Genomic DNA, 25,558 nt, shown 5'->3' with positions numbered 1-25,558 from the left:
TCTTCACCTTATTCAAACCTGTGCGATCCACTTACGATGGGTATGGATCGACATCAAAACCCCAAACGCTGACAGCAATGTCACCAGCGAAGTTCCGCCGTAGCTAATGAACGGCAACGGCACCCCAACCACCGGCAACAGGCCACTGACCATACCGATGTTGACGAAAACGTAAACAAAAAACGTCATGGTGAGGCTGCCGGCGAGCAATTTGCCAAACAGGGTTTGCGCCTGGGCAGTAATCACCAGGCCGCGCCCGATCAGCAGCAAGTAAATCAGCAACAGTGCGCAGATGCCCACCAGGCCGAACTCCTCGCCCATCACCGCGATAATGAAGTCGGTGTGGCTTTCCGGCAAAAAGTCCAGGTGCGACTGGGTGCCCAGCAGCCAGCCCTTGCCGAATACGCCGCCGGAACCGATGGCCGCCTTGGACTGGATGATGTTCCAGCCGGTGCCCAGCGGATCGCTCTCCGGGTCGAGGAACGTGAGGATTCGCTGCTTCTGGTAGTCGTGCATGAAGAAGAACCACATGGCCACGGCCACCGGCACGGCCGCGGCCAGCACGCTGAGGATCCAGCGCCAGCGCAGCCCCCCCATGAACAGCACGAACGCGCCGCCCGCCAGGATCAGCAGCGAGGTGCCGAGGTCGGGCTGGCGCACGATCAGGATGAACGGCACGCCGATCAATATCAGGCTGATGCCCACGTGCTTGAGCTGGGGCGGCAGTGTGCGTTTTGACAGGTACCAGGCGATGGTCGCAGGCATCAAAATCTTCATGAATTCCGACGGCTGGAAGCGAATCACCCCCGGGATGTTGATCCAGCGCGTCGCGCCCATGGCGTTGTGACCCATGACATCCACCACCACCAGCAGCAACACGCCGGCGACATACCCCAGCGGCACCCAGCGCGCCATGAAACGCGGCTCCAGCTGGGCGATCACCACCATCGACAACAGGCCCAGGCCAAACGACGACGCCTGTTTGATCAGCAAGTCCCAGTTCTTGCCACTGGCCGAATACAACACGAACAGGCTGCCGGCGGCCAGGGTCAGCAGCAGGATCAGCAACGGGCCATCAATGTGCATGCGCTGCAGCAAAGTGGCGCGGCGGCGCATCACATCTTCGCTGGAGAGGATGCGGTCAAAATTACTCTTCAAGGGCCGTAGCCTCCACACTGGATGGGGTGCCGCCATATTCGGGCTTGAGCTTGCCGTCTTCGGTCAACAGCCAGGCATCCATGATCTGACGCACCACGGGCGCTGCTACGCCGGAACCGGATTCACCGTTCTCGACCATCACCGCCACGACGATCTTCGGGTTGTCAGCCGGAGCAAAGCCGACGAACAAGGCGTGGTCACGGTGGCGCTCCTGAACCTTGGAGCGGTCGTATTTCTCGCCCTGCTTGATCGCGACCACCTGGGCCGTACCGCTCTTGCCGGCAATCCGGTATTGCGCGCCGGCTGCCGCTTTACGAGCAGTACCCCGGGCGCCGTGCATCACTTGCTGCATGCCGTGGTTGACCTTGGTCCAGTCGGACGGGTCGCGCAGCACAATGTCGGGAATCGGGTTTTCGTCCACCGGGCGTTCGCCCTCGATGGTCTTGGCCAGGTGCGGGCGGTTCCACACCCCCTTGTTGGCCACCAGCGCGGTGGCCTGGGCCAGTTGCAGCGGCGTGGCCTGCATGTAGCCCTGGCCGATCCCCAGGATCAGGGTTTCGCCCGGGAACCAAGCCTGGCGCCGCGTCGCACGCTTCCACTCGCGGGACGGCATCAGTCCCGGGGATTCTTCGAACATGTCCAGGGAGACTTTCTGACCAAGGCCGAACTTGCCCATGTAGGCCGACAGCCGATCAATCCCCAGCTTGTGGGCCAGGTCATAGAAGTAGGTGTCGTTGGAACGCATGATCGCCGTATCCAGGTCCACATAACCGTCGCCGGTGCGGTTCCAGTTACGGTATTTGTGATCGTAGTTGGGCAGCATGTAGTAGCCGGGGTCGAACACCCGGCTCGATGCCGTGACCACGCCCGAGTCCAGGCCGGCAATCGCCACCGCCGGCTTGATGGTCGAACCCGGTGGATACAGGCCACGCAGCACGCGGTTGAACAGCGGCCGGTCGATGGAATCACGCAGCTCGGCGTAGGCCTTGAAGCTGATCCCGGTGACAAACAGGTTGGGGTCAAAACTTGGCTGGCTGACCATCGCCAGCACTTCGCCAGTGCTCGGATCCAGTGCCACCACGGCACCCCGACGCCCGCCCAGAGCCATCTCCGCCGCTTCCTGCAACTTGATGTCCAGGCTCAGCACGATGTCCTTGCCGGGCACCGGGTCGGTACGCTTGAGCACCCGCAGCACGCGGCCACGGGCGTTGGTCTCGACTTCCTCGTACCCCACCTGGCCGTGCAGTTCCGGCTCGTAGAAACGCTCGATGCCGGTCTTGCCGATATGGTGGGTGCCGCTGTAGTTGACCGGGTCGAGGGTCTTCAGCTCTTTCTCGTTGATCCGGCCCATGTAGCCGACCGAATGCGCAAAGTGCGCCCCTTGCGGGTAGTGGCGCACCAACTGCGCCACCACTTCCACACCCGGCAGACGGAACTGGTTCACCGCGATCCGGGCGATCTGCTCTTCGGTCAGCTCGAACAGGATCGGCACCGGCTCAAACGGCCGGCGCCCCTGTTTCATGCGCTTTTCGAAAATCACCCGGTCTTCCGGCGTCAGTTGCAGCACCTCGACGATCACATCGAGGATCTGCTGCCAGTCCCCGGAGCGTTCGCGGGTCATGCTCAGGCTGAAGCTGGGCCGGTTATCCGCTACCACCACGCCATTGCGGTCGAAAATCAGCCCACGGGTCGGCGGAATCGGCTGCACGTGCACCCGGTTGTTTTCCGACAATGTGGAGTGATAGTCGTACTGGATCACCTGCAGGAAATACAGGCGCGCAATCAGCACCCCCAGCAATGCCACCACCAAAATCGCGCCAAAGACCACCCGCGCGCGTACAAGACGTGCGTCTTTCTCGTGGTCCTTGATGCGGATCGGCTGGGTCATCAGGCAGGGCGCAGATTATTTGTGGTAAGGGTGCCCGGACAGAACTGTCCAGGCGCGATACAGCTGTTCACCGATCAGAATTCTTACCAGCGGGTGCGGCAGTGTCAGGGGCGACAGCGACCAGCGCTGGTCCGCCCGCGCGCACACTTCCGGCGCCAGCCCCTCGGGGCCGCCGACCATGAAGTTGACCGTGCGCGAATCCAGGCGCCAGCGATCCAGTTCCACCGCCAACTGCTCGGTGCTCCAAGGCTTGCCGTGCACTTCGAGGGTCACGATCCGCTCGTTGGGCCCGACCTTGGCCAGCATGGCTTCGCCTTCCTGACGGATAAAGCGGGCCACGTCGGCGTTCTTGCCCCGGGTATTGAGCGGTATTTCCACCAGTTCCAGCGCCAATTCGGATGGCAGGCGCTTGGCATATTCATGCCAGCCTTCTTCCACCCACTTGGGCATGCGTGAACCGACAGCGATCAGACGCAGGCGCACAGCCGTTCCTTATTCCTGGTCTTTGTTGAGCTTGTCGAAGTGCGCGTGGCCGACTTCAGGGCTGTGGTGCTTGCCATCGGCGGCACGGCTCTGCTCGGCGCCTTTCCACAGACGCTCCAGGTCGTAGAACTGACGGGCGTTGCTGGTCATCATGTGAACGATCACGTCGTCCATGTCCAGCAGTACCCAGTCGCTGTCGCCCTTGCCTTCTTCACCCAATGGCTTGACGCCCTGGGCTTTGACCGCTTCGCGAACCTTGTCCAGCATCGCGCCGATCTGGCGGTTGGAGGTACCGGTGGCGATGATCATGAAGTCGGTGATGCTCTGCTTGTCGCGCACGTCCAGGACCTGGATGTCCTGGGCCTTCACGTCTTCCAGGGCAGCCACGGCAACCTTCACCAGCTCTTCGCCGGCCAGCTCAGGGCCGGTGTGGGCTTCTACTGGCAGAGGAGCGCTCTTGAACGTGCCTTTGCGCTTAACTTTGCTTACGTCTTTGTTCGTCATATAAAACTCGTTTTGCTCGTATGTTCGGGCGCTCGCTGCACGACTGTTCGTGCGTTCAAGCGCGCCTTTTCAGTTCGACGCACGGTAAAGCCCGTGCGCATCGATGTAGGCCAGGACCGCGTCAGGCACCAGGAAACGTACCGACTTCCCGCTGGCCAGCAGTTGACGGATCTGGGTGGCAGACACCGCAAGCGGGGTTTGCCAGACGAATGCAATATTCCCGCTCGGCCCGGTCAGGGCCAAAGGGTCACTTACCGACCGCGCCGCCAGCAGGTTGCGCAAGGCATCCGGCGATTCTGCGTCGGCATCCGGGCGTTGCAGCACCAGGATGTGGCAATGCTGGAGCAACTCTTCCCAGCGATGCCAAGTGGGCAGGCCGCAAAACGCGTCCCAGCCCAAAAGTAGAAATAACTGGTCATCCGCGGCCAACTCGGCCCGCATCAGTTCCAGGGTGTCGACAGTGTAGGACGGTTTGTCGCGCTTGAGTTCGCGGTCGTCCACCACCAGCGGTGCAATGCCGGCCACAGCAAGGCGGACCATCTCCAGGCGCTGCTGCGCAGACACCTGCGGCGTATCGCGATGGGGCGGCCGGGCATTCGGTGCCAGGCGCAGTTCATCCAGCCCGAGGGCGTCCGCGACTTCCAGTGCACTGCGCAAATGGCCGATGTGCACGGGGTCGAAGGTGCCGCCGAGCAGCCCGATGCGTTTACCCATCAAGTGCGCACATGACCGTCACCGAACACCACGTACTTCTCGCTGGTCAGCCCTTCCAGGCCAACCGGGCCGCGTGCGTGGAGCTTGTCGGTGGAGATACCGATCTCCGCCCCCAGGCCGTACTCGAAGCCGTCGGCAAAGCGCGTCGAGGCGTTGACCATCACCGAAGCGGAATCCACTTCGTTGAGGAAACGCCGGGCATCGCTGAAATGCTCGGTGACAATGGCGTCGGTGTGCTTGGAGCCGTATTGATTGATGTGTTCGATGGCCTGGTCCAGGTCGTCGACGATGCGGATCGACAGGATCGGCGCCGTGTATTCGGTGTACCAGTCCTGCTCGGTGGCCTCGATCACGTCGCTGCCGAGGATCGCCCGGGTACGCTCGCAACCACGCAGTTCAACGCCCTTGTCGCGGTAGATGGCAGCCAGCGGCGGCAGCACGCGATCGGCAATGCCGACGTGCACCAGCAGGGTTTCCATGGTGTTGCACGGGGCGTAGCGGTGAGTCTTGGCGTTGTCGGCAATGCGGATCGCCTTGTCGAGGTCGGCGGCGATGTCGATGAACACGTGGCAGACGCCGTCCAGGTGCTTGATAACTGGCACCTTGGCATCACGGCTCACGCGTTCGATCAGGCTCTTGCCACCCCGTGGCACGATCACGTCGACGAACTCAGGCATGGTGATAAGCGCACCAACGGCAGCGCGGTCAGTGGTCTCGACCACTTGCACCACTTCGGCCGGCAGTTCAGCCACGGCCAGGCCCTGCTGAATGCACGCGGCGATGGCACGGTTGGAATTGATGGCCTCGGAACCGCCCCGCAGGATGGTGGCGTTGCCCGACTTGAGGCACAGGCTCGCGGCGTCGATGGTCACGTTCGGGCGTGACTCATAGATGATGCCGATCACGCCCAGGGGCACGCGCATCTTGCCGACTTGAATGCCGGAGGGCAGGTAGCGCATGTCGCGGATTTCACCGATGGGGTCAGGCAGCTTGGCCACCTGACGCAAGCCTTCGATCATGTCGTCGATCCGCGCCGGCGTCAGCGCCAGGCGATCCAGCAATGCAGGCTCCAGGCCATTGGCGCGACCGTTGGCCAAATCCTGTTCATTGGCGGCGCTCAGCTCGGAGCGCGAAGCATCCAGAGCGTCGGCGGCCGCCAGCAAGGCGCGGTTCTTCTGCGCAGTACTCGCACGGGCGATCAACCGCGAGGCCTGACGGGCAGCGCGACCCAGGCGGGTCATGTAGTCAAGAACGGACTCAGTCATGGTCTGGTGGGGTCTTGGCAAAGAGGAAAGCGGCAGATTATAGCTGTGACGCCGTCCTACGGACAGCGGTGAGGGGCGGATGGTCGAAATGAACTGTAAAAACCCGACGTTCAGCGGGAATTAAGGCTGGAGTTGTTATCATCCTGTCACATTTAGCCGTATTACCTTTGATCGCCATGTCCAGTTTCTCGCCGCTGATCCCCGCCAACGCCCTGCCCGACGGCTTTTTCGACCGTGACGCGCAACTGCTCGCGCGCGAATTGCTCGGAAAAGTCATTCGCCATCGTGTTGGTGATTTGTGGCTGTCGGCACGAATTATCGAAACCGAAGCGTATTACCTCGCCGAAAAAGGCAGCCACGCGTCCTTGGGCTACACAGAAAAGCGTAAGGCTTTGTTTCTGGATGGCGGGCACATCTATATGTACTACGCCCGCGGCGGTGATTCGCTGAACTTCAGCGCCCACGGTCCGGGCAATGCGGTGCTGATCAAATCAGCCTATCCGTGGGTCGACGAAGTCTCCGGCCCGGCCAGCCTGGCGCAGATGCTGCTGAATAACCCGGACGCCAGCGGCAGGCCACGGCCCTCGCAAAAGCTGTGCGCCGGCCAGACCTTGCTGTGCAAGGCGCTGGGTTTGAAGGTGCCGATGTGGGACGCCAAGCGCTTTGACCAGGAACTGCTCTACGTGGAAGACGTAGGGCTGGCGCCAGCGCAGATCATCCAGACCACCCGCCTGGGCATTCCCGGTGGGCGCGATGAACACCTGATGTACCGCTTCGTCGATGCCGGTTATGCGCCGTATTGCACACGGAACCCGCTGCGCCGGGGCCAGGTCGAAGGCCGCGACTATTTTTTGATTTGAAAACATACATAAACCTGTAGGAGCCCGGCTTGCCCGGCGATAGCGGACCCAAGGACGCCATCGCCGGCAAGCCGGGCTCCCACAAGGACGATCTACAAAAGGGAGTTGATTGTATGGGCCCATGGCTCGATAGCATTACCGGCTGGCTGACCCTGAACCCGCAATGGCTGGCCGTGGCGGTGTTTATCGTGGCGTGCGTGGAGTGCCTGGCCATTGCCGGCCTGATCGTACCTGGCACGGTATTGCTGTTTGCCATCGCCGCCCTGGCCGGCAGCGGCGCACTGTCCCTGGGAGAAACCCTGTTGCTGGGCTTCCTCGGCGGCGTGTTGGGCGATGTTGTTTCCTACTTCCTCGGTCGCCATTTCCACCAGAACATCCGGCGCCTTCCCGGCCTGCGGCATCACCCGGAATGGATGAGCGGCGCCGAGGCTTACTTCCAGAAGTACGGCATCGCCAGCCTGTTGGTAGGCCGCTTCATTGGCCCGCTGCGGCCGATGTTGCCGATGGTTGCGGGCATGTGCGACATGCCCTTCCCGCGTTTTGCCGCCGTGAGCCTGCTGGCCGGTGCAGGCTGGTCGGTGGCGTATCTGTTGCCGGGCTGGGCCACCGGCGCGGCCTTCCGCCTGCCATTGCCCGAAGGCTTCTGGCCGGAGGCCGGGATTGTCGCCGCCTGTCTCGCAGTGTTGATCGGCGTAAGCCTCAACAGCAGCCTGCGCGGCCATCGGCGCGCCACTCTATGGATTGGCTGCATTGGCGGCACACTGTTGATCGCGTTGTTTATCGGCTATCCCTACCTCAACGACTTTGACCAGGGCTTGATGGCACTGGTGCAGGAACACCGCGGCCCGGCGATCGACCGGGCAATGGTGATGGTGACCCAGCTCGGCGAGTTCAAGAAGATGTTTGTCGCCAGCGCGGTGCTGACCGGCCTGCTGGTGGTGGCGCGGCAATGGCGCCAGGCAATCTTTGTCGGCGCCACCCTGCTGGGCGCGGCGCTGATCAATACCGGGACCAAGCTGTTTTTTGCGCGGATGCGCCCCGAAGTGCTGACCGACCCACTCACCAGCTTCAGCATGCCCAGCGGCCATGCGTCCGGCTCGTTTGCATTCTTCCTGGCCTTGGCAGTGCTTGCCGGTCGCGGTCAACCGACACGACTGCGCCTGACCTGGCTGGTGCTTGGCTGCATTCCCGCCGCCACCATCGCGATTTCCCGGGTGTACCTGGGTGCACACTGGCCGACGGACATCCTGGCCGGCACCCTGCTGGCAATGACGGTGTGCGCCTTCAGCCTGACGTTAAGCCAGCACCGCAGCCTGTTGCCACCGATGCCGCCGAAAGTCTGGTGGCTGATCCTGCCGGTGTGTGGCGCGGTGCTCGGGTTCATTGCGTTTACCGGCACTTCCCACGCGCTGCTGAGGTATGCCTACTAGGCAGGCCCCAGCCAATCCAGGGGTGCAGCGCGGCGTTCGACGCTGCGCTCGCGCCGCTCCAGAAGCATTTCGTCAGCCATCTCCGCGGCGCGTTCGGCGATGTACTCCGCGCTGCGACCGTCGTTCATATGAAGAATTTGCGTGGTGACGGCCATAAAAAACGCATCCCACACGACTTGCTCCGATTGCGAAAGCCGAATCATCCTTTCCCCCTGGTCATCGTTACGTGACTGCCAACTATTTCAGGCAACGGGATCAGGACAACCACGGAAAATCTGAAGACCGGGAAGGACAAGTCCGAGTGACACTCGCGGGTCAGGTGAACAACTCGCCCTGCAACTCATCCAGCAGCAACTGGATCGCGTCCAGGCGCTGTTGCGGGTCATCGAGTTGCAACAGGTCGATCTTGTCGGCCTCGGTAAAGGGCAGCAGATAGGCCAACTGATTGCCCAGGGCTTGCTGTCCATCGGCGTGGGTGCCCATATCCAGGGACGCCACCATCGGATGCTCGGCCAGGGCATGAAGCAACGCCAGCAAGTCAGCGTCTTCCTCTTCCAGCGGTTGCTCGGGATGCTCGTGCAGCCATTGCACCTCGGCCACCAGCAACTGGTCCTTCTGCACACCGGCATCACGCACGCGGAAACGCCGGCCACCCTCGACCCGAATCCCCAGCAGGCCATTGTCCTGCTGCTTGAAGTCGCGGATCAGCGCCTCGCAGCCAATCAACGCATAGCCATCCGGCGCCAGCCCCACTTCCTTGCCGTCGAGGATGCACACCACGCCAAAGCTTTCGCCCTTTTTCATGCAGCGGCTGATCATGTCCAGGTAACGCGCCTCGAACAGCTGCAGGTCGAGGGTGCACCCGGGAAACAGCACGGTATTGAGCGGGAAAAGCGCCAGACTCATAAAGGTTTCCTTAAACCCGACTTAAATAACCAGCGACACGGCCAACGGCAGGAACACCGCCGTGGCCACGCCCATCAGACTCATGGCCAGCGCCGCAAAGGCGCCGGTCTCTTCGCTTTCCTGCAAGGCCACCGACGTACCTACGGCGTGGGCGGTCATGCCCAGCGCCATACCGCGCGCTTCGGGGCTGTGCACGCCCAGCCGTGACAGATACGCCGGACCGATCATCGCGCCGATCACCCCGGTGATCAGCACGAACACCGCCGCCAATGCCGCCACGCCGCCGATCTGCTCGGCCACCAGCATCGCAATCGGTGAGGTCACGGACTTGGGTGCCATGGTCATCAGCATCATGTGTTCGGCGCCAAACCACCAGCCCAACAGCACGCACAGGCCGGTGGCCAATACGCCTCCCACCACCAGCGTAGTAAAAATCGGCCAGAACAATTGGCGAATTCGTCGCAGATTCAGGTAAAGCGGCACCGCCAGGGCTACCGTCGCAGGGCCCAGCAGGATGCTCATGATCTCGGTGCTCTTGCGGTACTCGACGTACGTCAGGCCACAGCCGAGCAACACGCCGATCACCAACAGCATCGACACCAGCACCGGTTGCAGGAAAATCCAGCGGGTTTTCTCGAAACCGGCCAGCACCAGCTGATAGGCGCCGAGGGTGATGCCGATGCCGAACAACGGGTGATGAATCACGGCGGCCCAGGCGCCCTGCCAGTCCAGTGTCATTGGCCGTCCTCCCGCTGCGCCTGGCGCTTGACCAGTTTCTGCATCAGCACGCCGACAAAGCCCATGGCGATCACCAGCGACAACACCAGCGCGCCGACGATGGCCCAGAAGTCGGCGGCGATGTCCTTGGCATACACCATAACGCCGACCGCAGGCGGCACCAGCAGCAATGGCAAATAACGCAGCAGGCTGCTGGCCGCCAGGTTCAGGGGTTCACCGACTTCGCCGCGCCACACCAGGAAGGCCAGCATCAGCAGCAGCCCGATAATCGGCCCCGGCAGCACCGGGACAAACAAATGATTGATCGCCGTGCCGAGCAATTGAAACAGCACCAGCCATGTCAGACCGCGTAACAGCATCCGTTCTTCCCCCCAAAAGCGTGTCGGCATTATAAGCACGCTGCCTCTATGGAGCGGCATTCGCCAAAAGCATGGTGGGTTGACCGGGCCAAGTGCCCGTGATGATCTACATTGGTTCTCTGGACCTGTCCAAAACTACAAAAACGATGAAGCCAACCGAGCAAAGAAGGAGAGTCGCAATGCCCTCAGTACCCGTAGCGCAACTCATAGAATATGTCGGCAAGGAACTGGGACGTTCTGCATGGCTCACCATCGACCAGGAACGTATCAACCTGTTCGCGGAAGCCACCGGCGATTTTCAGTTCATCCACGTCGACCCGGTGAAAGCCGCCCAGACCCCGTTTGGCGGCACCATCGCCCACGGTTTCCTGTCGCTGTCGCTGATACCCAAGCTCATCGAAGACATCCTGATCATGCCCGAAGGCCTGAAGATGGCGGTCAACTATGGCCTGGACAGCGTGCGCTTCATCCAGCCCGTGAAGGTCGACTCCAGGGTGCGCCTGGCTGTGACCCTGACCGACGCCACCGAGAAAAAACCTGGGCAATGGTTGCTTAAAGCCACCTGCACCCTGGAAATCGATGGCCAGGAAAAACCGGCCTACATTGCAGAATCGTTGTCACTCTGCTTCGTCTGAAACCTGGCTGTGGTGAGCCCGTCCGCTCACCACAATTCATGTAAATTTATGTATAGATCTCGCAGCTGCGGCATACTCGGCGCTCAATTATCCGGATCCCGCTATGCGCCCACTCGCTCCCCTTGCTCTTGTCCTGTTGCTCACCGCGTGCGGCGACGGCGAATCGCTGTTGCCGCCCGATGCGCGGCTGCCCGATGGCGGTCGTTACCGTGGCGATGTGGTCAATGGCTTGCTGCAAGGCCAGGGCCGGGTGGATTACCCCAATGGCAGCTGGTACGCGGGCCAGTTCGATAAAGGCCAGTGGCACGGCCAGGGCGAATGGCATGGCAGCAACGGCGAGGTCTATAAAGGCCAGTTCCAGCAGGGCCTGTTCGACGGCCAGGGCAGCCTGACCACGTCGGGCAACAGCTACGTCGGCGGTTTCAAACAAGGCAAGCGCAACGGCGAAGGCACCCTCAAAGAGGGGCAGATGACCTATCGCGGCGAATTCAAGGACGACCAGTATTCCGGCCTCGGCCGCCTCGAGCTGGCCGACGGCAGCCAGTACCAGGGCCAGTTCGCCCACGGCAAGCCCAACGGCGAAGGCCAGCGCAACGACGACAGCGGCAACCAGTTCAGCGGCCGCTTCGTCGATGGCCAGCTGGAGGGCAACGGCACCTTCAACAGCGCCGACGGCGACATGTACATCGGCCATTTCAAACAAAACCAGCTCAACGGCAAGGGCCGCTACGAAAACGCCGACGGCGACGTATGGATCGGCGAATTCAAGGAAGGCGCCCTCAGCGGCAAGGGCGAACTGATCGGCATCGATGGCAGCCACTACGTCGGCCAGTTCGTCGACTGGCGCTTCACAGGCACAGGCCGCCTGAACCTCACCGACGGCAGCTTCTATATTGGCGGCTTCGACAGCGACAGCTATCAAGGTCGTGGCACTTTGGTGCTCACCGACGGCACCGTGCAGGCCGGCACCTGGGTCAACGGCATGCGCGTGCGCGACGCCGAGGGCAAATTGTTGCCTGACCCGCTGGAAATCGGCCTGTTTGCCCAGGGCCACTTGCTGGATGCCGCCCTCGCCGCCGTGCCCGCGTCCAAATCGGGGGTGGAGCTGTACACCCTGGTGGTGGCCGGCGACGGCAAACAAAGCGTGTTCCTGCGCGAAGCCGACTACGTCAGCAACATGCTCGCCACGCGCTTCGGCGCCTACGGCCAGATCCGCCTGGTGAACCATCGCGACCATATTGCCGACCGCCCGATGGCCACTCGCGAAAGCCTGCGCCGCGCAGTCCAGACCTTGGCCGAACGCAGTGGCCCGCAAGACCTGGTGTTTATCTACCTGACCAGCCACGGCACTCACGAGCACGAACTGGTGCTCGACCAGCCGCGCATGGAGCTGGCCGACCTGCCGGCCGATGAGTTGGCCGCCGTGCTGGCACCGCTGAAGAACCGCGACAAGATCATCGTGATTTCGGCCTGCTACTCCGGCGGGTTCATCCCGGCCCTGAAGGACGAACACACCCTGATCATGACCGCCTCGCGCGCCGATCGTGTGTCGTTCGGCTGCTCCGAAGAGGCCGACTTCACCTACTTCGGCGACGCCCTCTTCGCCCAGGCCTTCAACCAGACCGACGACTTGCAGCAAGCCTTCAAGCTGGCACAGACCCACGTGGCCGAACGCGAACAGGCGGACAACTTCGAAGCCTCCGAACCGCAGATCTGGGCCCCCAAAGGCGTAATCGCCCATTGGCAATTATTACGCAAACAGCAGGCACGAAAGGCGCTCGAAAGCGTCTCAATGAATAGCAAGGAAGCCAAGAGCAACTAAGCTGAATCTGTATCAAGGGGGAAACATCATGTACCTGACGCCTCAGCATATCTTGCTCGCCGGAGCCTCCGGCTTGACCGGGGAGCACCTGCTGGACCGCCTGCTCAACGAGCCGACCGTGACCCGCGTGCTGGCACCCAGCCGCAAGCCTCTGGCCGAGCATCCACACCTGGAAAACCCGGTGGGCGACCCGGCAGTATTCCTGCCGCAACTGAGCGGCCAGGTGGACATCGCCTTCTGCTGCCTGGGCACCACCATCAAGCAGGCCGGCTCCGAAGAAGCGTTCCGCGCCGTCGACCTGGACATGGTCGTGGCCTTTGCCAAGCGCGCTCGGGAAATGGGGGCGCGGCACCTGATCGTGATCAGCGCAATCGGCGCCGACCCGAAATCCTCGATCTTCTACAACCGCGTCAAGGGCGAGATGGAACAGGCGTTGAAAGCCCAGGATTGGCCGCAGTTGACCATCGTCCGACCTTCGCTGTTGTTGGGTGAGCGATTGGAACCGCGGCTGGCCGAGCAACTGGCCGGGCCATTGTCGCGGCTGATTCCGGGCAAGTACCACGGCATTGAAGTGTGCGAACTGGCGCGGGCGATGTGGCGACTGGCGCTGGAAGAGCAGGATGGGGTGCGGGTTATAGAGTCGGACGAGCTGCGCAAGCTCGGCAAATAACACGTAATTCCAGGCAGGACACCATCCAAATGTGGGAGCGGGCTTGCTCGCGAATGCGGTGGATCAGTCAATGATACAGTGACTGATCCACCGCATTCGCGAGCAAGCCCGCTCCCACATTGGATTTCTGTTAATAATGGGATTAAGTACTACAGCCCGCCCGTCGCATTGAACCCAACCCCCAGCACCGTCAGCACCGACAGCGGCAACAGCAGCGTGTCGAGCAAGGCACTGGCCGGCAGGTCGACATGGGGATAGCTCGGCGCCTCGGCCACAAAACGGTCCATCGCGCAGCACCCGCCCTGAATCGCATACATGTCCAGCCGCGTGCCGGCATACACCACCGGCGCGCCGGGCTGGGCGGCGTCCAGGGTTCGCGCAGTCGCACACCCGGTCAGTTGCAGCGCCAGCAGCACCATCAATAGTTTATTCATCACTGCTCAAATGGTGCTCGCCCCAGCGCGGCAGCATGTCCTGGGGAATGTTCAGCAGGTTGAGAATCCGCGCCACCACAAAGTCCACCAGGTCATCGATGGTCTGCGGCTGGTGATAGAAGCCCGGCGACGCCGGCAAGATAGTCACGCCCATGTTCGACAGCTTGAGCATGTGCTCCAGATGGATGCTCGAATACGGCGCTTCGCGCGGCACCAGAATCAACTGGCGACGCTCCTTCAAGGTCACGTCCGCCGCGCGCTCGATCAGGTTGTTGCAGGCGCCCGTGGCAATCGCCGACAGGGTCCCGGTGGAACACGGCACCACCACCATCGCGGCCGGCGCACCGGAGCCCGACGCCACCGGTGACATCCAGTCTTCCTTGCCATAGACCTTGATCTGCCCCGCCGCCGCACCGGTGTACTCGGTGAGGAAGGCCTGCATCATCTGCACTTTGGGCGGCAACGCCACATCGGTCTCGGTGGCCAGCACCAGTTGCGCGGCCTTGGAGATCAGGAAGTGCACCTCGCGGTCTTCGCGCACCAGGCAGTCCAGCAGGCGCAAGCCATAGGGCGCGCCGGACGCACCGGTCATCGCCAGGGTGACGCGTTCCGGGCCGCTCACTTCAGGGCCTCGGCGAGTTTGCCATGCAGGCCGCCAAAGCCGCCGTTGCTCATGATCACCACGTGAGTGCCGGGCCTGGCCTGGTGTTTCACGTGCTCGATGATGCCTTCCAGTGAGTCGCGGCAAATCGACGGCACCGTGCACAACGCGGCGATGGCAGGCAGGTCCCAACCGAGGTTGGCCGGCGCGTACCACACAACCTGGTCGGCATCGTTGACGCTTTCCGGCAAACCATCACGGTGGGCGCCCAGCTTCATGGAGTTGGAGCGCGGCTCGATAATCGCGATCACCTGGGCATCACCCACACGCTTGCGCAAGCCATCCAGGGTAGTGGCGATGGCCGTCGGGTGGTGGGCAAAGTCGTCATAGATGGTAATCCCATTCACTTCGGCGACCTTTTCCATCCGGCGCTTGACGCTTTTGAACGCGCTCAAGGCCGCAATGCCCATGGACGGCACCACGCCGACATGCCGCGCAGCCGCCAGGGTGACCAAGGCATTGGCGACGTTGTGCTGGCCGGTCATGTCCCAATCGACGATGCCTTGGGCGACGCCTTCGAACAGTACTTCAAATTTGGAGCCATCTTCGCTCAGCAGTTTGACCTGCCATTGGCCGCCAGCACCGGTGGTTTGTACCGGGGTCCAGCAGCCCATCTCGATAACTCGCTGCAGGGCAGGTTCGGTGGTGGGGTGAATCACCAGGCCTTCGCTGGGAATGGTGCGCACCAAGTGGTGGAACTGCCGCTCGATGGCCGCCAGATCAGGGAAGATGTCCGCGTGATCGAACTCCAGGTTGTTCAGGATCGCCGTACGCGGGCGGTAGTGAACGAACTTGGAGCGTTTGTCGAAGAACGCGCTGTCGTACTCATCGGCCTCGATGACAAAAAACGGGGTGTCGCCGAGGCGCGCCGACACCGAGAAATTCTGCGGCACGCCACCAATCAGGAAGCCCGGGCTCATGCCCGCATGCTCCAGCACCCAGGCCAGCATGCTGCTGGTGGTGGTCTTGCCATGGGTACCGGCAACGGCGAGTACCCAACGGCCTTGCAACACATGGTCGGCCAGCCATTGCGGGCCAGACACGTACGGCAAACCTTTATTCAGTACATATTCGACTGCCGGGTTACCGCGCACCATGGCATTGCCGATCACGACAAGGTCCGGGACCGGGTCGAATTGCGCCGGGTCATAACCTTGGGTCAGCTCAATGCCCTGGGCCTGCAGTTGCGTGCTCATGGGTGGGTAAACGTTGGCATCGGAGCCAGTAACATGATGGCCCAGTTCTTTGGCGAGCACCGCCATGGAGCCCATGAACGTGCCGCAAATACCGAGAATATGAATGTGCATAGTCGACCTCGTAAAACATCGAGGCAGGTTAGCGCAGGGAAGGGAAAATCGCACTCTTTAGCTGTAGCACGCAGGCCTTGGGGGGGTAGCCGCCATTGTTTGTCAGAGCGTAGGGGAATATTCGATAAGTCCGGTGCCACAGGCATGGCATCGGACCCATCGCCAGTTTGACTGAGCATCATCCATGACTCGAAAGTTTACGCGGGGTTATGTCACACGACTTTTGTTTCGGCAGACTCTGCCGGTAATGACATCGTGCCCATGTGCAACAACTTCCCTATGAACTTGTTTAATGCGTCGAATTTCTTATCAATAACATCCAGACGGCCTTTGTCATCGGTGCCGTCTGCGGGAGTGGCAATGTAAGGCCGGAATACCATGTCGTTTTCGTCCCCCAGTTTTTTAAGCTGTTCCTCCGCAGTTTTATACAAGGCCTCAAGCGTTTCGAGGCGCTCGCTTGGCGTACGCGACGAGGAGTCGCTCATTTTAAGTGCCGGAGCATTCGTTCCTTGACGCATTGCCATAATATTGTTGGCAATGACTTCCATGCGCAACTCGGCCAGGCCCAAGCGCGCGGTCGTGGCACCCGTGTCGGTGTCCTGCGTGGCGACGACCGATGTTGTCCCGTCGGTTTTCGCGGCAGGCACCTGCGTGCTTGGAGCCGGCTGGTGAGCCGGAGGGAGCAGTGGCGTATTGTTTGTAAACTGCGCCTTGATTGTCTCGCCAGACCAAACCGAGCCTGCGTAGGTACCAATACTCAGGGGAGCGCTGACCAATCCGCTTATACCCGCACTGACAAAGGCGTCGCGGGCTACCGTTGCCGCCTGGGGCGAGGTGTTGAACACCCCGGCCTTGACCAGCCGATCAGCAACCATCAGGTTTTGAGTCACCTGTGCCAAATCTTTAGGATCTGCGCTGGCCTGAGGCTTGAACGGCCGGTTGGCAGGCCCTTGGTTCATCAATTTTTGTTGTGTCAGCGTTTGAAAATTATTGGGTTTCTCGGGCTTGGGTAGCGTTGTGGAGGTGTCTGTGGCCGGATTTTTCCCTAACCGGGGTTTAGGTTGGGGAGCTATTGGAGGGGAGCTGCCCTGGCCACCGGGACGTACTATCGGAGGCGTTACACCGCCATTGCGCGGGGCCGGTGGTTTATTCACTGGAGGTAGATTGACCGTGTTGGGCCGAACTCTAATACTATTCATGATTATTATCTCACTTGTTGTTACTATTTACCCATAAGCGCTATTAGCGAGTTATCGAGACAATCGACAACCGCCAACTTAGTAACTAAACAGATAATGAACGTTCCAGAAGACAGTCACCCACACACGAAAATACATGACAAAACATTAATACGGTGCGACGCCAATTATTTAACGCACAGTCGCCCACAACACAGATTGATCACTCACAGCCAGAACAGGTAACGTCATCATTACACCTGACGCGCTATACCATACTTACGTAACTTTCTATAAAGCGTATTTCTACTGACTCCAAGCACGGTCGCCACGTGCGTCATATGCCAGCGTTGCTGCACCAATGTTGCCAGCAATGCCTGGCGCTCGGCAGCATCCAGCAATGAGTTTGCCGGTTCACTCATCGCCACCGGCAGGGTTTGCACGGCACGAATCTGTGCAGGCAGGTCATCAAGCCTCACCCGCCCGTCCTCACACAGTGCGGCAAGGGTGCGCAACACCGTGCGCAACTGCCGCACGTTGCCCGGCCACGCGAACGCCAACAGGGCCTGGCGGGCCTCGCCGTCAAGCTGCACCGCCTGATCTCCCGCTTCTTCGGCCAACAGGAAGTCCAGCAGTTGCAACTTGTCACTGCGCTCGCGCAACGGCGGCAAGGCCACTTCCAGGCCATTGAGCCGGTAATACAGGTCTTCACGAAAACTACCGTCCTGCACCCGATCAAGCAGATTACGGTGGGTAGCGCTGATAATTCTGACGTCCACCGCTTGCGGTTCACCGCCGATGGGCACTACCAAGCGGTCTTCAAGCACCCTTAATAGCCGGGTTTGCAAAGCCAGCGGCATATCGCCGATTTCATCCAGAAACAACGTGCCACCATCTGCCTGCTGCAGCTTGCCGCGCATGCCTTCCTTGCGGGCGCCGGTAAAACTGCCGCCGCGATAACCGAACAGCTCGCTTTCGATGAGGCTTTCCGGGATGGCTGCGCAGTTGAGGGCCACAAAGGCTTTATCTGCGCGCAGGCTTGCATGGTGCACGGCCTTGGCAAACGCCTCTTTGCCAGACCCGGTTTCCCCCTGGATCAGCAAAGGCACATCACGCTCGAACACCCGCAAGGCTCTGCGGAAATCGTTTTGCAGCGCCGCGTCTCCAAGGCAAATGCCCGGCAATCGCGGCCGCTCCGGCAAGGCGTGGGCCACCGGCACCGGTACGCTGCGTGGCTGGCCGCGCAACACCGCGAACAAGCCACGGCCATCGCGGGTACGCAGGGGCCAACTGGCGCTGGCGTTCGCGCTGGCACGCCCGAGCAACTCATCGAGCGAACAATCGAAAAACGCCTCGACCGGCTGCCCCAACAACCCGCCACGGATTTGCCCGAGCAGGTTCAGCGCACTCTGGTTAACCGCGCAAATGCGCCCTTCACCATCGAACGCCAGCAGCCCTTCGCTGAACAGGCCCACAGACTCTGCCTGCAAATGAAAGCGCAGCAACCAGTGGTGCTCAAAATGGCGCAGGAAGTAACAGCTCTCGATCATCTTCGCCGAAAGATTGACCAGCGCCATGGTGTGGAACTGGCTCTGGCGCGACACCGCCTCCCGGGCCGAGGACACATCCAGCACCGCCAGCAGTTCGCCATGAGGGTCGAACACCGGGCTGGCCGAGCAGGTCAGGCCGGTATGTCGGCCACGAAAATGTTCATCGCGATGAATCGTCAGGGACTGGCGCTCCACCAGGCAGGTGCCGATGCCGTTGGTGCCTTCGCAGGCCTCGCTCCAATCGGCACCCAGCCACAGCCCGGCACCCTCGAAGATCTTGCGCTCGCTGGAGGCGGTGACGCAGTTGAGGATCACCCCGCGGGCGTCGGTCAGCAGCACCGCATGGCCGGCGCCGGAGAGCTGTTGATGCAGGCTGTTCATTTCATTGCCGGCGATGCTCAGCACTTGTTGCAGGCGTTCGCGGCTTTCCAGCAGGCGGCCATGTTCGAGCACCGTGGGCGCGATGGTCAATGCGGGGTCGAGGTGATAGTCCTCAAGACAACGCAGCCAGGAGCGGGCGATGGACGGATCGCTGCCGGGGCCATGCAGCGGGTCCTGCCCACGGGTGACCGTCAGGACTTGTTGGGCATGGCGACTGAAATGATCGTTTTGCATGTTCTTATTATTCTCCCTGCGTGAAGTACACCGCGCGCGAGTGCCCAGCATCCTCCAGCCTCCCGACCATTGCAATCCCGGGCAGACCCACCGGTCACAGGCTGTACCGCTTATGGCACAAACTGTCACCCAGGCTGTACCAAGCTTGCCACAGCAACGGTTTGCAACAACCTCTAAACCCTTGATTTACAGGCTCTACGAGGCACTGGCCCGACCTTTGCTCTACGCTTTAACAAGCACAACCGTGCGTCCTCCAATAAACACAAAAAGCCAGGAGATACCCACCATGCGTTACGCACACCCCGGTACTGAAGGCGCGATCGTTTCGTTCAAGGCCAAGTACGGCAACTACATCGGCGGTGAGTTTGTCGCGCCGGTCGATGGCAACTATTTCACCAACACCTCGCCGGTCAACGGCAAGCCCATCGCCGAATTCCCGCGCTCCACTGCCAAGGATATCGACAAGGCCCTGGACGCCGCCCACGCCGCCGCTGACGCCTGGGGCAAGACCTCGGCCCAGGACCGCTCGCTGGTACTGCTGAAAATCGCCGACCGCATCGAACAGAACCTCGAACTGCTGGCCATCACCGAAACCTGGGACAACGGCAAGGCCGTGCGCGAAACCCTGAACGCCGACATCCCGCTGGCCGCGGATCACTTCCGCTACTTCGCCGGCTGCATCCGCGCCCAGGAAGGCAGCAGCGCCGAGATCAACGAACACACCGCCGCTTACCACTTCCACGAACCGCTGGGCGTGGTCGGCCAGATCATCCCGTGGAACTTCCCGCTGCTGATGGCCGCCTGGAAACTCGCGCCAGCCCTGGCCGCCGGTAACTGCGTGGTGCTCAAGCCTGCCGAGCAAACCCCGCTGGGCATCAACGTGCTGATGGAACTGATCGGCGACCTGCTGCCGCCGGGCGTGCTGAACGTGGTGCACGGCTACGGCAAAGAAGCCGGCGAAGCCCTGGCCACCAGCAAGCGCATCGCCAAGATCGCCTTCACCGGCTCCACGCCAGTGGGCTCGCACATCATGCACGCGGCCGCCGAGAACATCATTCCGTCCACCGTTGAGCTGGGCGGCAAGTCGCCGAACATCTTCTTCGCCGACATCATGAAAGCCGAACCGCAATTCATCGAGAAGGCCGCCGAAGGTTTGGTGCTGGCGTTCTTCAACCAGGGCGAAGTGTGCACCTGCCCTTCCCGCGCGCTGGTGGAAGAGTCGATCTACGACGACTTCATGAAAGTGGTGATGAAGAAGGTCGAGTCGATCAAACGTGGCGACCCGCTGGACACCGACACCATGGTCGGCGCCCAGGCGTCCGAGCAGCAGTTCGACAAGATTTTGTCCTACCTCGAAATCGCCAAGGGCGAAGGCGCCGAGCTGCTGACTGGTGGCAAGGTCGAGAAGCTGACCGGCGATCTGGCCACCGGCTATTACATCCAGCCAACCCTGCTCAAGGGCACCAACAAGATGCGGGTGTTCCAGGAAGAAATCTTTGGCCCTGTGGTGAGCATCACCACGTTCAAGGATGAAGCCGAAGCCCTGGCGATTGCCAACGACACCGAGTTCGGCCTGGGTGCCGGCCTGTGGACCCGCGACATCAACCGCGCGTACCGCATGGGCCGGGCGATCAAGGCCGGGCGTGTATGGACCAACTGCTACCACCTGTACCCGGCGCATGCCGCGTTCGGTGGTTACAAGAAGTCCGGTGTGGGCCGTGAGACTCACAAGATGATGCTTGATCACTATCAGCAGACCAAAAACCTGCTGGTGAGCTACGACATCAACCCGCTGGGTTTCTTCTAACTGACAACCCGCTCCCACATTTGATCTTCACAAGACCTTGCTACTCATTCGGCTTACTTAAGTAAGCCGGGATAAAACAATAAGAAAGGGATTCCATCATGCCCAGCGAACCGAATGGCGCTCCGGCGTCCGGGTCTTCCGTCGACTTTGAAAAGGTCGGCACCGAATACTTCCAACAACGGGAACTGAAAAAAGGCGCTGCCGGCTGGGTACTATTAGTCGGTCTCGGGGTTGCCTACGTCATCTCCGGCGACTACGCCGGCTGGAACTTCGGCCTCGCCCAGGGTGGCTGGGGCGGCATGTTCCTCGCCACACTGCTGATGGCCACCATGTACCTGTGCATGTGTTTCTCCCTGGCCGAACTGTCCTCCATGATTCCTACCGCCGGCGGCGGCTACGGCTTTGCCCGCAGCGCATTCGGCCCCTGGGGCGGGTTCCTCACCGGCACCGCGATCCTTATCGAATACGCCATCGCCCCCGCCGCCATCGCGGTGTTTATCGGCGCCTATTGCGAGTCGCTGTTCGGCATTGGCGGCTGGATGATCTACCTGGCGTTCTACATCATCTTTATCGGCATCCACATCTTCGGCGTGGGTGAAGCGCTGAAGCTGATGTTTGTGATTACCGCCGTCGCCGCGATTGCCCTGGGTGTGTTCCTGGTGTCGATGGTGCCGCACTTCAGTGTCGCCAACCTGCTGGACATCCCGGTGACCGAGGCCAAGGGCGCCAGCACTTTCCTGCCCTTCGGTTATGTCGGCGTGTGGGCGGCGATTCCCTATGCGATCTGGTTTTTCCTTGCGGTCGAAGGCGTGCCCCTGGCCGCCGAAGAAACCAAGAACCCCAAACGCGACCTGCCCCGCGGCCTGATCGGCGCCATTGTGGTGCTGACCAGCTTCGCCCTGCTGATTTTGGTAATCGCCCCCGGCGGTGCTGGCGCCTACGCGCTGATGGCATCGGGCAATCCGCTGGTGGAAGCCTTGTCCAAAGCCTACGGCGGCTCCACGTGGATGGGCCACTTCGTCAATCTGGTGGGCCTGGCCGGGCTGATCGCGAGCTTCTTCTCGATCATCTACGCCTACTCCCGGCAGATCTTCGCCCTCTCCCGGGCCGGCTACCTGCCGCGCAAGCTGTCGCAGACCAACAAAAGCAAGGCACCGGTACTGGCCCTGGTGATCCCCGGCATCATCGGGTTCGGCCTGTCGCTGACCGGCCAAGGCGATTTGCTGATCCTGGTCGCCGTATTCGGCGCGACCATTTCCTACGTGCTGATGATGGCCGCGCACATCACGTTGCGCATCCGCCGCCCCAAAATGGACCGCCCTTACCGTACTCCGGGCGGCATCTTCACCTCGGGCGTCGCCCTGGTACTGGCCTGCATTGCTGTTGTGGCGGGCTTTCTGGTGGATCCGCGCGTGGTGATTGGCGCCGCGATCATCTATGGAGTATTAATTGCTTACTTTGCTTTCTACAGTCGGCATCACTTGGTAGCAGGCACGCCGGAAGAAGAATTTGCGGCGATCCAGGCCGCAGAGGCCGCCTTGCACTAACTGCCATAAACCTCGACGCGGGCGCTTTACTCACATTCAGCCCGCGTCGACAAGGAGACTCTGTATGGCAAGCTTTTCCCACGCGGTCGGTGCATTGACCTACCGCTTCGACAGCCTCAAGGACGTGATGGCCAAGGCCAGCCCGGCCCGCTCCGGGGATTTTTTGGCGGGTGTTGCCGCCCAGAACGATGGCGAGCGGGTCGCGGCGCAAATGGCCCTGGCCAACATTCCGTTGAAGCACTTTCTCGAAGAAGTGTTGATCCCGTACGAAAGCGACGAAGTCACCCGGCTGATTATCGACACCCACGATAAACAGGCGTTTTCCGTGGTCAGCCACCTGACCGTCGGGGGCTTGCGAGATTGGCTGCTCAGCGACGCGGCCGACGAACAAAGCCTGCGCGCCCTGGCACCCGGGCTGACACCGGAAATGGCCGCCGCCGTGTCGAAGATCATGCGCGTGCAGGACTTGGTACTGGTGGCGCAGAAGATCCGCGTCGTCACACAGTTCCGCGGCACGATGGGCCTGCGTGGGCGCCTGTCTACCCGCCTGCAACCGAATCATCCCACCGATGAACCGGCGGGCATCGCCGCGAGCATTCTCGACGGCCTGCTCTACGGCAACGGCGACGCCATGATCGGCATCAACCCGGCCACCGACAGCATCGCCTCGATCTGCGCGATGCTGGAAATGCTCGACGCGATCATCCAGCGTTATGAAATCCCGACCCAGGCCTGCGTGCTGACCCACGTCACCACCTCCATCGAAGCCATCAACCGTGGCGTGCCGCTGGACCTGGTGTTCCAGTCGATCGCCGGCACCGAGGCGGCCAATGCCAGTTTCGGCATCAGCCTGAGCGTGCTGCAGGAAGGCTACGACGCGGGCCTGAGCCTGAACCGCGGCACCCTCGGGCAAAACCTGATGTATTTCGAAACCGGCCAGGGCAGCGCCTTGTCGGCCAACGCACACTTTGGCGTCGACCAGCAAACCTGCGAAACCCGCGCCTATGCCGTTGCCCGGCATTTCAAGCCGTTTTTGGTGAACACGGTCGTAGGATTTATCGGCCCCGAGTACCTGTACAACGGCAAGCAGATCATCCGCGCCGGCCTCGAAGACCACTTCTGCGGCAAGCTGCTGGGCGTGCCCATGGGGTGCGACATCTGCTACACCAACCATGCCGAAGCCGACCAGGACGACATGGACACCCTGCTCACCCTGCTGGGCGTGGCCGGGATCAACTTCATCATGGGCATCCCGGGCTCCGACGACATCATGCTCAACTACCAGACCACTTCATTTCACGACGCGCTGTACGCCCGCCAAACATTGGGTTTAAAGCCGGCACCGGAGTTTGAACAGTGGCTGGCGAAAATGGGCATCTTCACGCAAGCCGACGGCAAGGTGCACTTCGGCAACAGCCTGCCACCGGCATTCCGCCACGCCTTGGCGCAACTGGGATGAAGAAGGAACCGCCCGTGCACATCGACACCCCGGAAAACAACGTGGACAACCCGTGGCTTGAGCTGCGGCGCCTGACCCCGGCGCGGATTGCCCTGGGCCGCACCGGCACCAGCATGCCTACCGGCGCTCAGCTGGATTTCCAGTTCGCCCATGCCCAGGCCCGCGACGCGGTACACCTGCCGTTTGATCATGCAGGACTCAGCAGCCAACTGGCGGAGCGCGGCCGCGACAGCCTGTTGCTGCACAGCGCCGCCGTCGACCGCCACAGCTACTTGCAACGCCCGGACCTTGGGCGCCGCCTCAGTGATGAATCCGCCCAGGCCCTGCGGGACTATGCCGAAGCCAACCCCGGCGGCGTGGACCTGGCGGTGGTGGTGGCCGATGGCTTGTCGGCCCTGGCGGTGCATAAACATACGTTGCCGTTTCTTACACGCATGGAGGAACAAACCCACGCTGAAGGCTGGTCGCTGTCACCGGTGATTCTGGTGGAGCAGGGCCGTGTCGCCGTCGCGGATGAAGTCGGCCAGTTGCTCGGGGCAAAAATGGTGGTGATCCTGATCGGTGAGCGGCCGGGGCTCAGCTCGCCGGACAGCCTGGGGCTGTATTTCACCTACAACCCCAAGGTCGGCCTCACTGACGCCTACCGCAACTGCATCTCCAATGTGCGCCTGGAAGGCTTGAGCTACGGCATGGCCGCTCACCGCCTGCTTTACTTGATGCGGGAGGCCTGTCGCCGGCAGTTGTCGGGGGTCAACCTCAAGGATGAAGCGCAGGTACAAACCCTCGAGTCGGATGATCCCGACCTGATGAAAGGAAACTTCCTGCTCAGCCCACCGAAGGACTGATCCCTGCACGATTGCGCTTTTTCTCTGCTTTAGGCAGCATCGAGACACGGCCGCTTGTGTGGTCATACCCCATTTGGAAGTTGAGGCCTGGCATGCGGATTACTCAAGCGACCCTGGAACACCTGGACCTGTTGACCCCGCTTTTCGTCAAATACCGCGAATTTTACGGCGCGCTGCCGTTTCCTGATTCGAGCCGCGCCTTCCTGGAAAAACGTCTGCGCCGCAAGGAGTCCGTGATCTACCTGGCGCTGGCCGACGATGACGACAAGAAACTGCTTGGCTTTTGCCAGCTGTATCCAAGCTTTTCATCGTTGTCCCTCAAGCGGGTGTGGATCCTCAACGACATCTACGTCGCCGAAGACGCACGCCGGCAGTTGGTGGCCGACAACCTGATGCGTACCGCGAAGAAGATGGCCAAGGAAACTCAAGCCGTGCGCCTGCGTGTGTCCACCAGCAGCGACAACCAGGTGGCGCAGAAAACCTATGAGTCCATCGGTTTTCGGGAAGACACCGAGTTCAAGAACTACGTGCTTGCGATCAGCGATGACTGACAACTATTAACCAAACCTCATACAGCTGTTGTGGGAGCCCCCTCCCACACTGACGCTGTGTCTACAATCAGATCGCTTTCGCGACATTCCCCGCTACAAAACCAGCACGCTTTTCACAACTCTATCCGTATAATGCGGACCTTTCAGGGTCGTAAGAATTACGCCACAACCT

General features: G+C 61.3%; 25 protein-coding genes. 10 read left to right on the top strand and 15 right to left on the bottom strand.

What is annotated here, in order from left to right:
- Positions 1–12: 12 nt before the first annotated feature.
- The 6 genes from rodA to HX821_RS14770 form a co-directional block, all read right to left on the bottom strand.
- Positions 13–1,116, bottom strand: coding sequence for a rod shape-determining protein RodA (gene rodA, locus HX821_RS14795; protein ID WP_050442794.1), 1,104 nt, complete (start codon positions 1,114–1,116; stop codon positions 13–15).
- A 31-nt stretch (positions 1,117–1,147) separates the two neighbouring features.
- The gene (gene mrdA / locus HX821_RS14790) at positions 1,148–3,046 is read right to left on the bottom strand and encodes a penicillin-binding protein 2 (RefSeq protein WP_003215433.1); all 1,899 of its coding nucleotides are present in this window, start codon (positions 3,044–3,046) and stop codon (positions 1,148–1,150) included.
- A 15-nt stretch (positions 3,047–3,061) separates the two neighbouring features.
- Entirely contained in the window at positions 3,062–3,529 is a 468-nt protein-coding gene (gene rlmH / locus HX821_RS14785) for a 23S rRNA (pseudouridine(1915)-N(3))-methyltransferase RlmH (protein WP_003185785.1), read from the bottom strand.
- 9 nt (positions 3,530–3,538) lie between these two features.
- On the bottom strand, positions 3,539–4,033 hold the full coding sequence (gene rsfS / locus HX821_RS14780) for a ribosome silencing factor (protein WP_003215432.1): 495 nt from the start codon (positions 4,031–4,033) through the stop codon (positions 3,539–3,541).
- Between the two features lie 69 nt (positions 4,034–4,102).
- On the bottom strand, positions 4,103–4,747 hold the full coding sequence (gene nadD / locus HX821_RS14775) for a nicotinate-nucleotide adenylyltransferase (RefSeq protein ID WP_003215431.1): 645 nt from the start codon (positions 4,745–4,747) through the stop codon (positions 4,103–4,105).
- Entirely contained in the window at positions 4,747–6,012 is a 1,266-nt protein-coding gene (locus HX821_RS14770) for a glutamate-5-semialdehyde dehydrogenase (RefSeq protein ID WP_003215430.1), read from the bottom strand. The genes nadD and HX821_RS14770 overlap by 1 nt, the downstream gene beginning before the upstream one ends.
- A 176-nt stretch (positions 6,013–6,188) precedes the next feature.
- Here HX821_RS14770 and HX821_RS14765 point away from each other — a divergent pair, with 176 nt between their 5' ends.
- Both HX821_RS14765 and HX821_RS14760 read left to right on the top strand, forming a co-directional pair.
- Entirely contained in the window at positions 6,189–6,872 is a 684-nt protein-coding gene (locus tag HX821_RS14765) for a DNA-3-methyladenine glycosylase (protein WP_102369965.1), read from the top strand.
- A 113-nt stretch (positions 6,873–6,985) separates the two neighbouring features.
- On the top strand, positions 6,986–8,302 hold the full coding sequence (locus tag HX821_RS14760) for a bifunctional DedA family/phosphatase PAP2 family protein (protein ID WP_102369966.1): 1,317 nt from the start codon (positions 6,986–6,988) through the stop codon (positions 8,300–8,302).
- Here the strand turns inward: HX821_RS14760 and HX821_RS14755 are convergent.
- From HX821_RS14755 to HX821_RS14740, 4 genes are all read right to left on the bottom strand, one after another.
- Positions 8,299–8,505, bottom strand: coding sequence for a hypothetical protein (locus tag HX821_RS14755; protein ID WP_102369967.1), 207 nt, complete (start codon positions 8,503–8,505; stop codon positions 8,299–8,301). The two genes, HX821_RS14760 and HX821_RS14755, sit on opposite strands and share 4 nt — an antisense overlap.
- A gap of 112 nt (positions 8,506–8,617) precedes the next feature.
- Positions 8,618–9,208: an LON peptidase substrate-binding domain-containing protein gene (locus HX821_RS14750; protein ID WP_003215426.1), complete on the bottom strand. Its 591-nt coding sequence runs from the start codon at positions 9,206–9,208 to the stop codon at positions 8,618–8,620.
- A 21-nt stretch (positions 9,209–9,229) separates the two neighbouring features.
- Positions 9,230–9,946 carry an LrgB family protein gene (locus HX821_RS14745; protein WP_003215425.1) on the bottom strand — a complete coding sequence of 239 codons (717 nt, stop codon included), beginning with the start codon at positions 9,944–9,946 and terminating at the stop codon, positions 9,230–9,232.
- Complete coding sequence (locus HX821_RS14740) at positions 9,943–10,305, bottom strand: CidA/LrgA family protein (RefSeq protein WP_008436537.1); 363 nt, start codon at positions 10,303–10,305, stop codon at positions 9,943–9,945. The genes HX821_RS14745 and HX821_RS14740 overlap by 4 nt, the downstream gene beginning before the upstream one ends.
- Before the next feature lie 179 nt (positions 10,306–10,484).
- Here HX821_RS14740 and HX821_RS14735 point away from each other — a divergent pair, with 179 nt between their 5' ends.
- The 3 genes from HX821_RS14735 (at position 10,485) to HX821_RS14725 (ending at position 13,432) form a co-directional block, all read left to right on the top strand.
- Entirely contained in the window at positions 10,485–10,940 is a 456-nt protein-coding gene (locus HX821_RS14735; protein WP_177035961.1) for a MaoC family dehydratase, read from the top strand.
- 103 nt (positions 10,941–11,043) lie between these two features.
- On the top strand, positions 11,044–12,762 hold the full coding sequence (locus tag HX821_RS14730) for a C13 family peptidase (RefSeq protein ID WP_177035960.1): 1,719 nt from the start codon (positions 11,044–11,046) through the stop codon (positions 12,760–12,762).
- 28 nt (positions 12,763–12,790) lie between these two features.
- Complete coding sequence (locus HX821_RS14725) at positions 12,791–13,432, top strand: oxidoreductase (protein WP_003215421.1); 642 nt, start codon at positions 12,791–12,793, stop codon at positions 13,430–13,432.
- 149 nt (positions 13,433–13,581) lie between these two features.
- Here the strand turns inward: HX821_RS14725 and HX821_RS14720 are convergent, their stop codons facing one another.
- The 5 genes from HX821_RS14720 to HX821_RS14700 form a co-directional block, all read right to left on the bottom strand.
- Complete coding sequence (locus HX821_RS14720; RefSeq protein WP_177035959.1) at positions 13,582–13,866, bottom strand: YceK/YidQ family lipoprotein; 285 nt, start codon at positions 13,864–13,866, stop codon at positions 13,582–13,584.
- Positions 13,859–14,488, bottom strand: a complete 630-nt coding sequence (gene ubiX / locus HX821_RS14715) for a flavin prenyltransferase UbiX (protein ID WP_003219402.1) — start codon at positions 14,486–14,488, stop codon at positions 13,859–13,861. Before ubiX ends, HX821_RS14720 begins: the two co-directional genes overlap by 8 nt.
- Positions 14,485–15,834, bottom strand: coding sequence for a UDP-N-acetylmuramate:L-alanyl-gamma-D-glutamyl-meso-diaminopimelate ligase (mpl, locus tag HX821_RS14710; protein WP_003219401.1), 1,350 nt, complete (start codon positions 15,832–15,834; stop codon positions 14,485–14,487). Before mpl ends, ubiX begins: the two co-directional genes overlap by 4 nt.
- 212 nt (positions 15,835–16,046) lie before the next feature.
- On the bottom strand, positions 16,047–16,793 hold the full coding sequence (locus tag HX821_RS14705) for a hypothetical protein (RefSeq protein WP_256344287.1): 747 nt from the start codon (positions 16,791–16,793) through the stop codon (positions 16,047–16,049).
- Between the two features lie 473 nt (positions 16,794–17,266).
- The gene (locus HX821_RS14700; protein WP_087692360.1) at positions 17,267–19,177 is read right to left on the bottom strand and encodes a sigma-54-dependent Fis family transcriptional regulator; all 1,911 of its coding nucleotides are present in this window, start codon (positions 19,175–19,177) and stop codon (positions 17,267–17,269) included.
- Between the two features lie 286 nt (positions 19,178–19,463).
- Here HX821_RS14700 and HX821_RS14695 point away from each other — a divergent pair, with 286 nt between their 5' ends.
- The 5 genes from HX821_RS14695 (at position 19,464) to HX821_RS14675 (ending at position 25,386) form a co-directional block, all read left to right on the top strand.
- Positions 19,464–20,984 (top strand): aldehyde dehydrogenase family protein, encoded by a 1,521-nt coding sequence (locus HX821_RS14695; protein ID WP_003219398.1) that lies wholly within the window; start codon positions 19,464–19,466, stop codon positions 20,982–20,984.
- Positions 20,985–21,082: 98 nt separating this feature from the next.
- The gene (gene eat, locus HX821_RS14690; RefSeq protein ID WP_008436523.1) at positions 21,083–22,531 is read left to right on the top strand and encodes an ethanolamine permease; all 1,449 of its coding nucleotides are present in this window, start codon (positions 21,083–21,085) and stop codon (positions 22,529–22,531) included.
- Between the two features lie 64 nt (positions 22,532–22,595).
- Positions 22,596–23,990, top strand: a complete 1,395-nt coding sequence (locus HX821_RS14685; protein WP_003219393.1) for an ethanolamine ammonia-lyase subunit EutB — start codon at positions 22,596–22,598, stop codon at positions 23,988–23,990.
- The gene (eutC, locus tag HX821_RS14680; RefSeq protein WP_087692359.1) at positions 23,987–24,835 is read left to right on the top strand and encodes an ethanolamine ammonia-lyase subunit EutC; all 849 of its coding nucleotides are present in this window, start codon (positions 23,987–23,989) and stop codon (positions 24,833–24,835) included. Before HX821_RS14685 ends, eutC begins: the two co-directional genes overlap by 4 nt.
- A gap of 92 nt (positions 24,836–24,927) precedes the next feature.
- Positions 24,928–25,386: an N-acetyltransferase gene (locus HX821_RS14675; RefSeq protein WP_003219389.1), complete on the top strand. Its 459-nt coding sequence runs from the start codon at positions 24,928–24,930 to the stop codon at positions 25,384–25,386.
- Positions 25,387–25,558: the final 172 nt, after the last annotated feature.

Origin of the sequence: Pseudomonas sp. B6001 (assembly GCF_013386015.1) — a bacterium.
Taxonomy (GTDB): Bacteria; Pseudomonadota; Gammaproteobacteria; order Pseudomonadales; family Pseudomonadaceae; genus Aquipseudomonas.
Note: the sequence above shows the minus strand (reverse complement) of the source record. Positions and strands in the feature narration are given on the sequence as shown.

Coding starts and splice junctions, on each gene's coding strand:
- HX821_RS14770 (WP_003215430.1), bottom strand. CDS start 6,012: ATGACTGAGTCCGTTCTTGACTACATGACCCGCCTGGGTCGCGCTGCC.
- HX821_RS14700 (WP_087692360.1), bottom strand. CDS start 19,177: ATGCAAAACGATCATTTCAGTCGCCATGCCCAACAAGTCCTGACGGTC.
- rodA (WP_050442794.1), bottom strand. CDS start 1,116: ATGCGCCGCCGCGCCACTTTGCTGCAGCGCATGCACATTGATGGCCCG.
- HX821_RS14755 (WP_102369967.1), bottom strand. CDS start 8,505: ATGATTCGGCTTTCGCAATCGGAGCAAGTCGTGTGGGATGCGTTTTTT.
- HX821_RS14730 (WP_177035960.1), top strand. CDS start 11,044: ATGCGCCCACTCGCTCCCCTTGCTCTTGTCCTGTTGCTCACCGCGTGC.
- HX821_RS14725 (WP_003215421.1), top strand. CDS start 12,791: ATGTACCTGACGCCTCAGCATATCTTGCTCGCCGGAGCCTCCGGCTTG.
- nadD (WP_003215431.1), bottom strand. CDS start 4,747: ATGGGTAAACGCATCGGGCTGCTCGGCGGCACCTTCGACCCCGTGCAC.
- HX821_RS14750 (WP_003215426.1), bottom strand. CDS start 9,208: ATGAGTCTGGCGCTTTTCCCGCTCAATACCGTGCTGTTTCCCGGGTGC.
- HX821_RS14705 (WP_256344287.1), bottom strand. CDS start 16,793: ATGAACCAAGGGCCTGCCAACCGGCCGTTCAAGCCTCAGGCCAGCGCA.
- HX821_RS14760 (WP_102369966.1), top strand. CDS start 6,986: ATGGGCCCATGGCTCGATAGCATTACCGGCTGGCTGACCCTGAACCCG.
- HX821_RS14765 (WP_102369965.1), top strand. CDS start 6,189: ATGTCCAGTTTCTCGCCGCTGATCCCCGCCAACGCCCTGCCCGACGGC.
- eutC (WP_087692359.1), top strand. CDS start 23,987: ATGAAGAAGGAACCGCCCGTGCACATCGACACCCCGGAAAACAACGTG.
- eat (WP_008436523.1), top strand. CDS start 21,083: ATGCCCAGCGAACCGAATGGCGCTCCGGCGTCCGGGTCTTCCGTCGAC.
- mrdA (WP_003215433.1), bottom strand. CDS start 3,046: ATGACCCAGCCGATCCGCATCAAGGACCACGAGAAAGACGCACGTCTT.
- HX821_RS14740 (WP_008436537.1), bottom strand. CDS start 10,305: ATGCTGTTACGCGGTCTGACATGGCTGGTGCTGTTTCAATTGCTCGGC.
- HX821_RS14745 (WP_003215425.1), bottom strand. CDS start 9,946: ATGACACTGGACTGGCAGGGCGCCTGGGCCGCCGTGATTCATCACCCG.
- HX821_RS14695 (WP_003219398.1), top strand. CDS start 19,464: ATGCGTTACGCACACCCCGGTACTGAAGGCGCGATCGTTTCGTTCAAG.
- rsfS (WP_003215432.1), bottom strand. CDS start 4,033: ATGACGAACAAAGACGTAAGCAAAGTTAAGCGCAAAGGCACGTTCAAG.
- mpl (WP_003219401.1), bottom strand. CDS start 15,834: ATGCACATTCATATTCTCGGTATTTGCGGCACGTTCATGGGCTCCATG.
- HX821_RS14735 (WP_177035961.1), top strand. CDS start 10,485: ATGCCCTCAGTACCCGTAGCGCAACTCATAGAATATGTCGGCAAGGAA.
- HX821_RS14685 (WP_003219393.1), top strand. CDS start 22,596: ATGGCAAGCTTTTCCCACGCGGTCGGTGCATTGACCTACCGCTTCGAC.
- HX821_RS14675 (WP_003219389.1), top strand. CDS start 24,928: ATGCGGATTACTCAAGCGACCCTGGAACACCTGGACCTGTTGACCCCG.
- HX821_RS14720 (WP_177035959.1), bottom strand. CDS start 13,866: ATGAATAAACTATTGATGGTGCTGCTGGCGCTGCAACTGACCGGGTGT.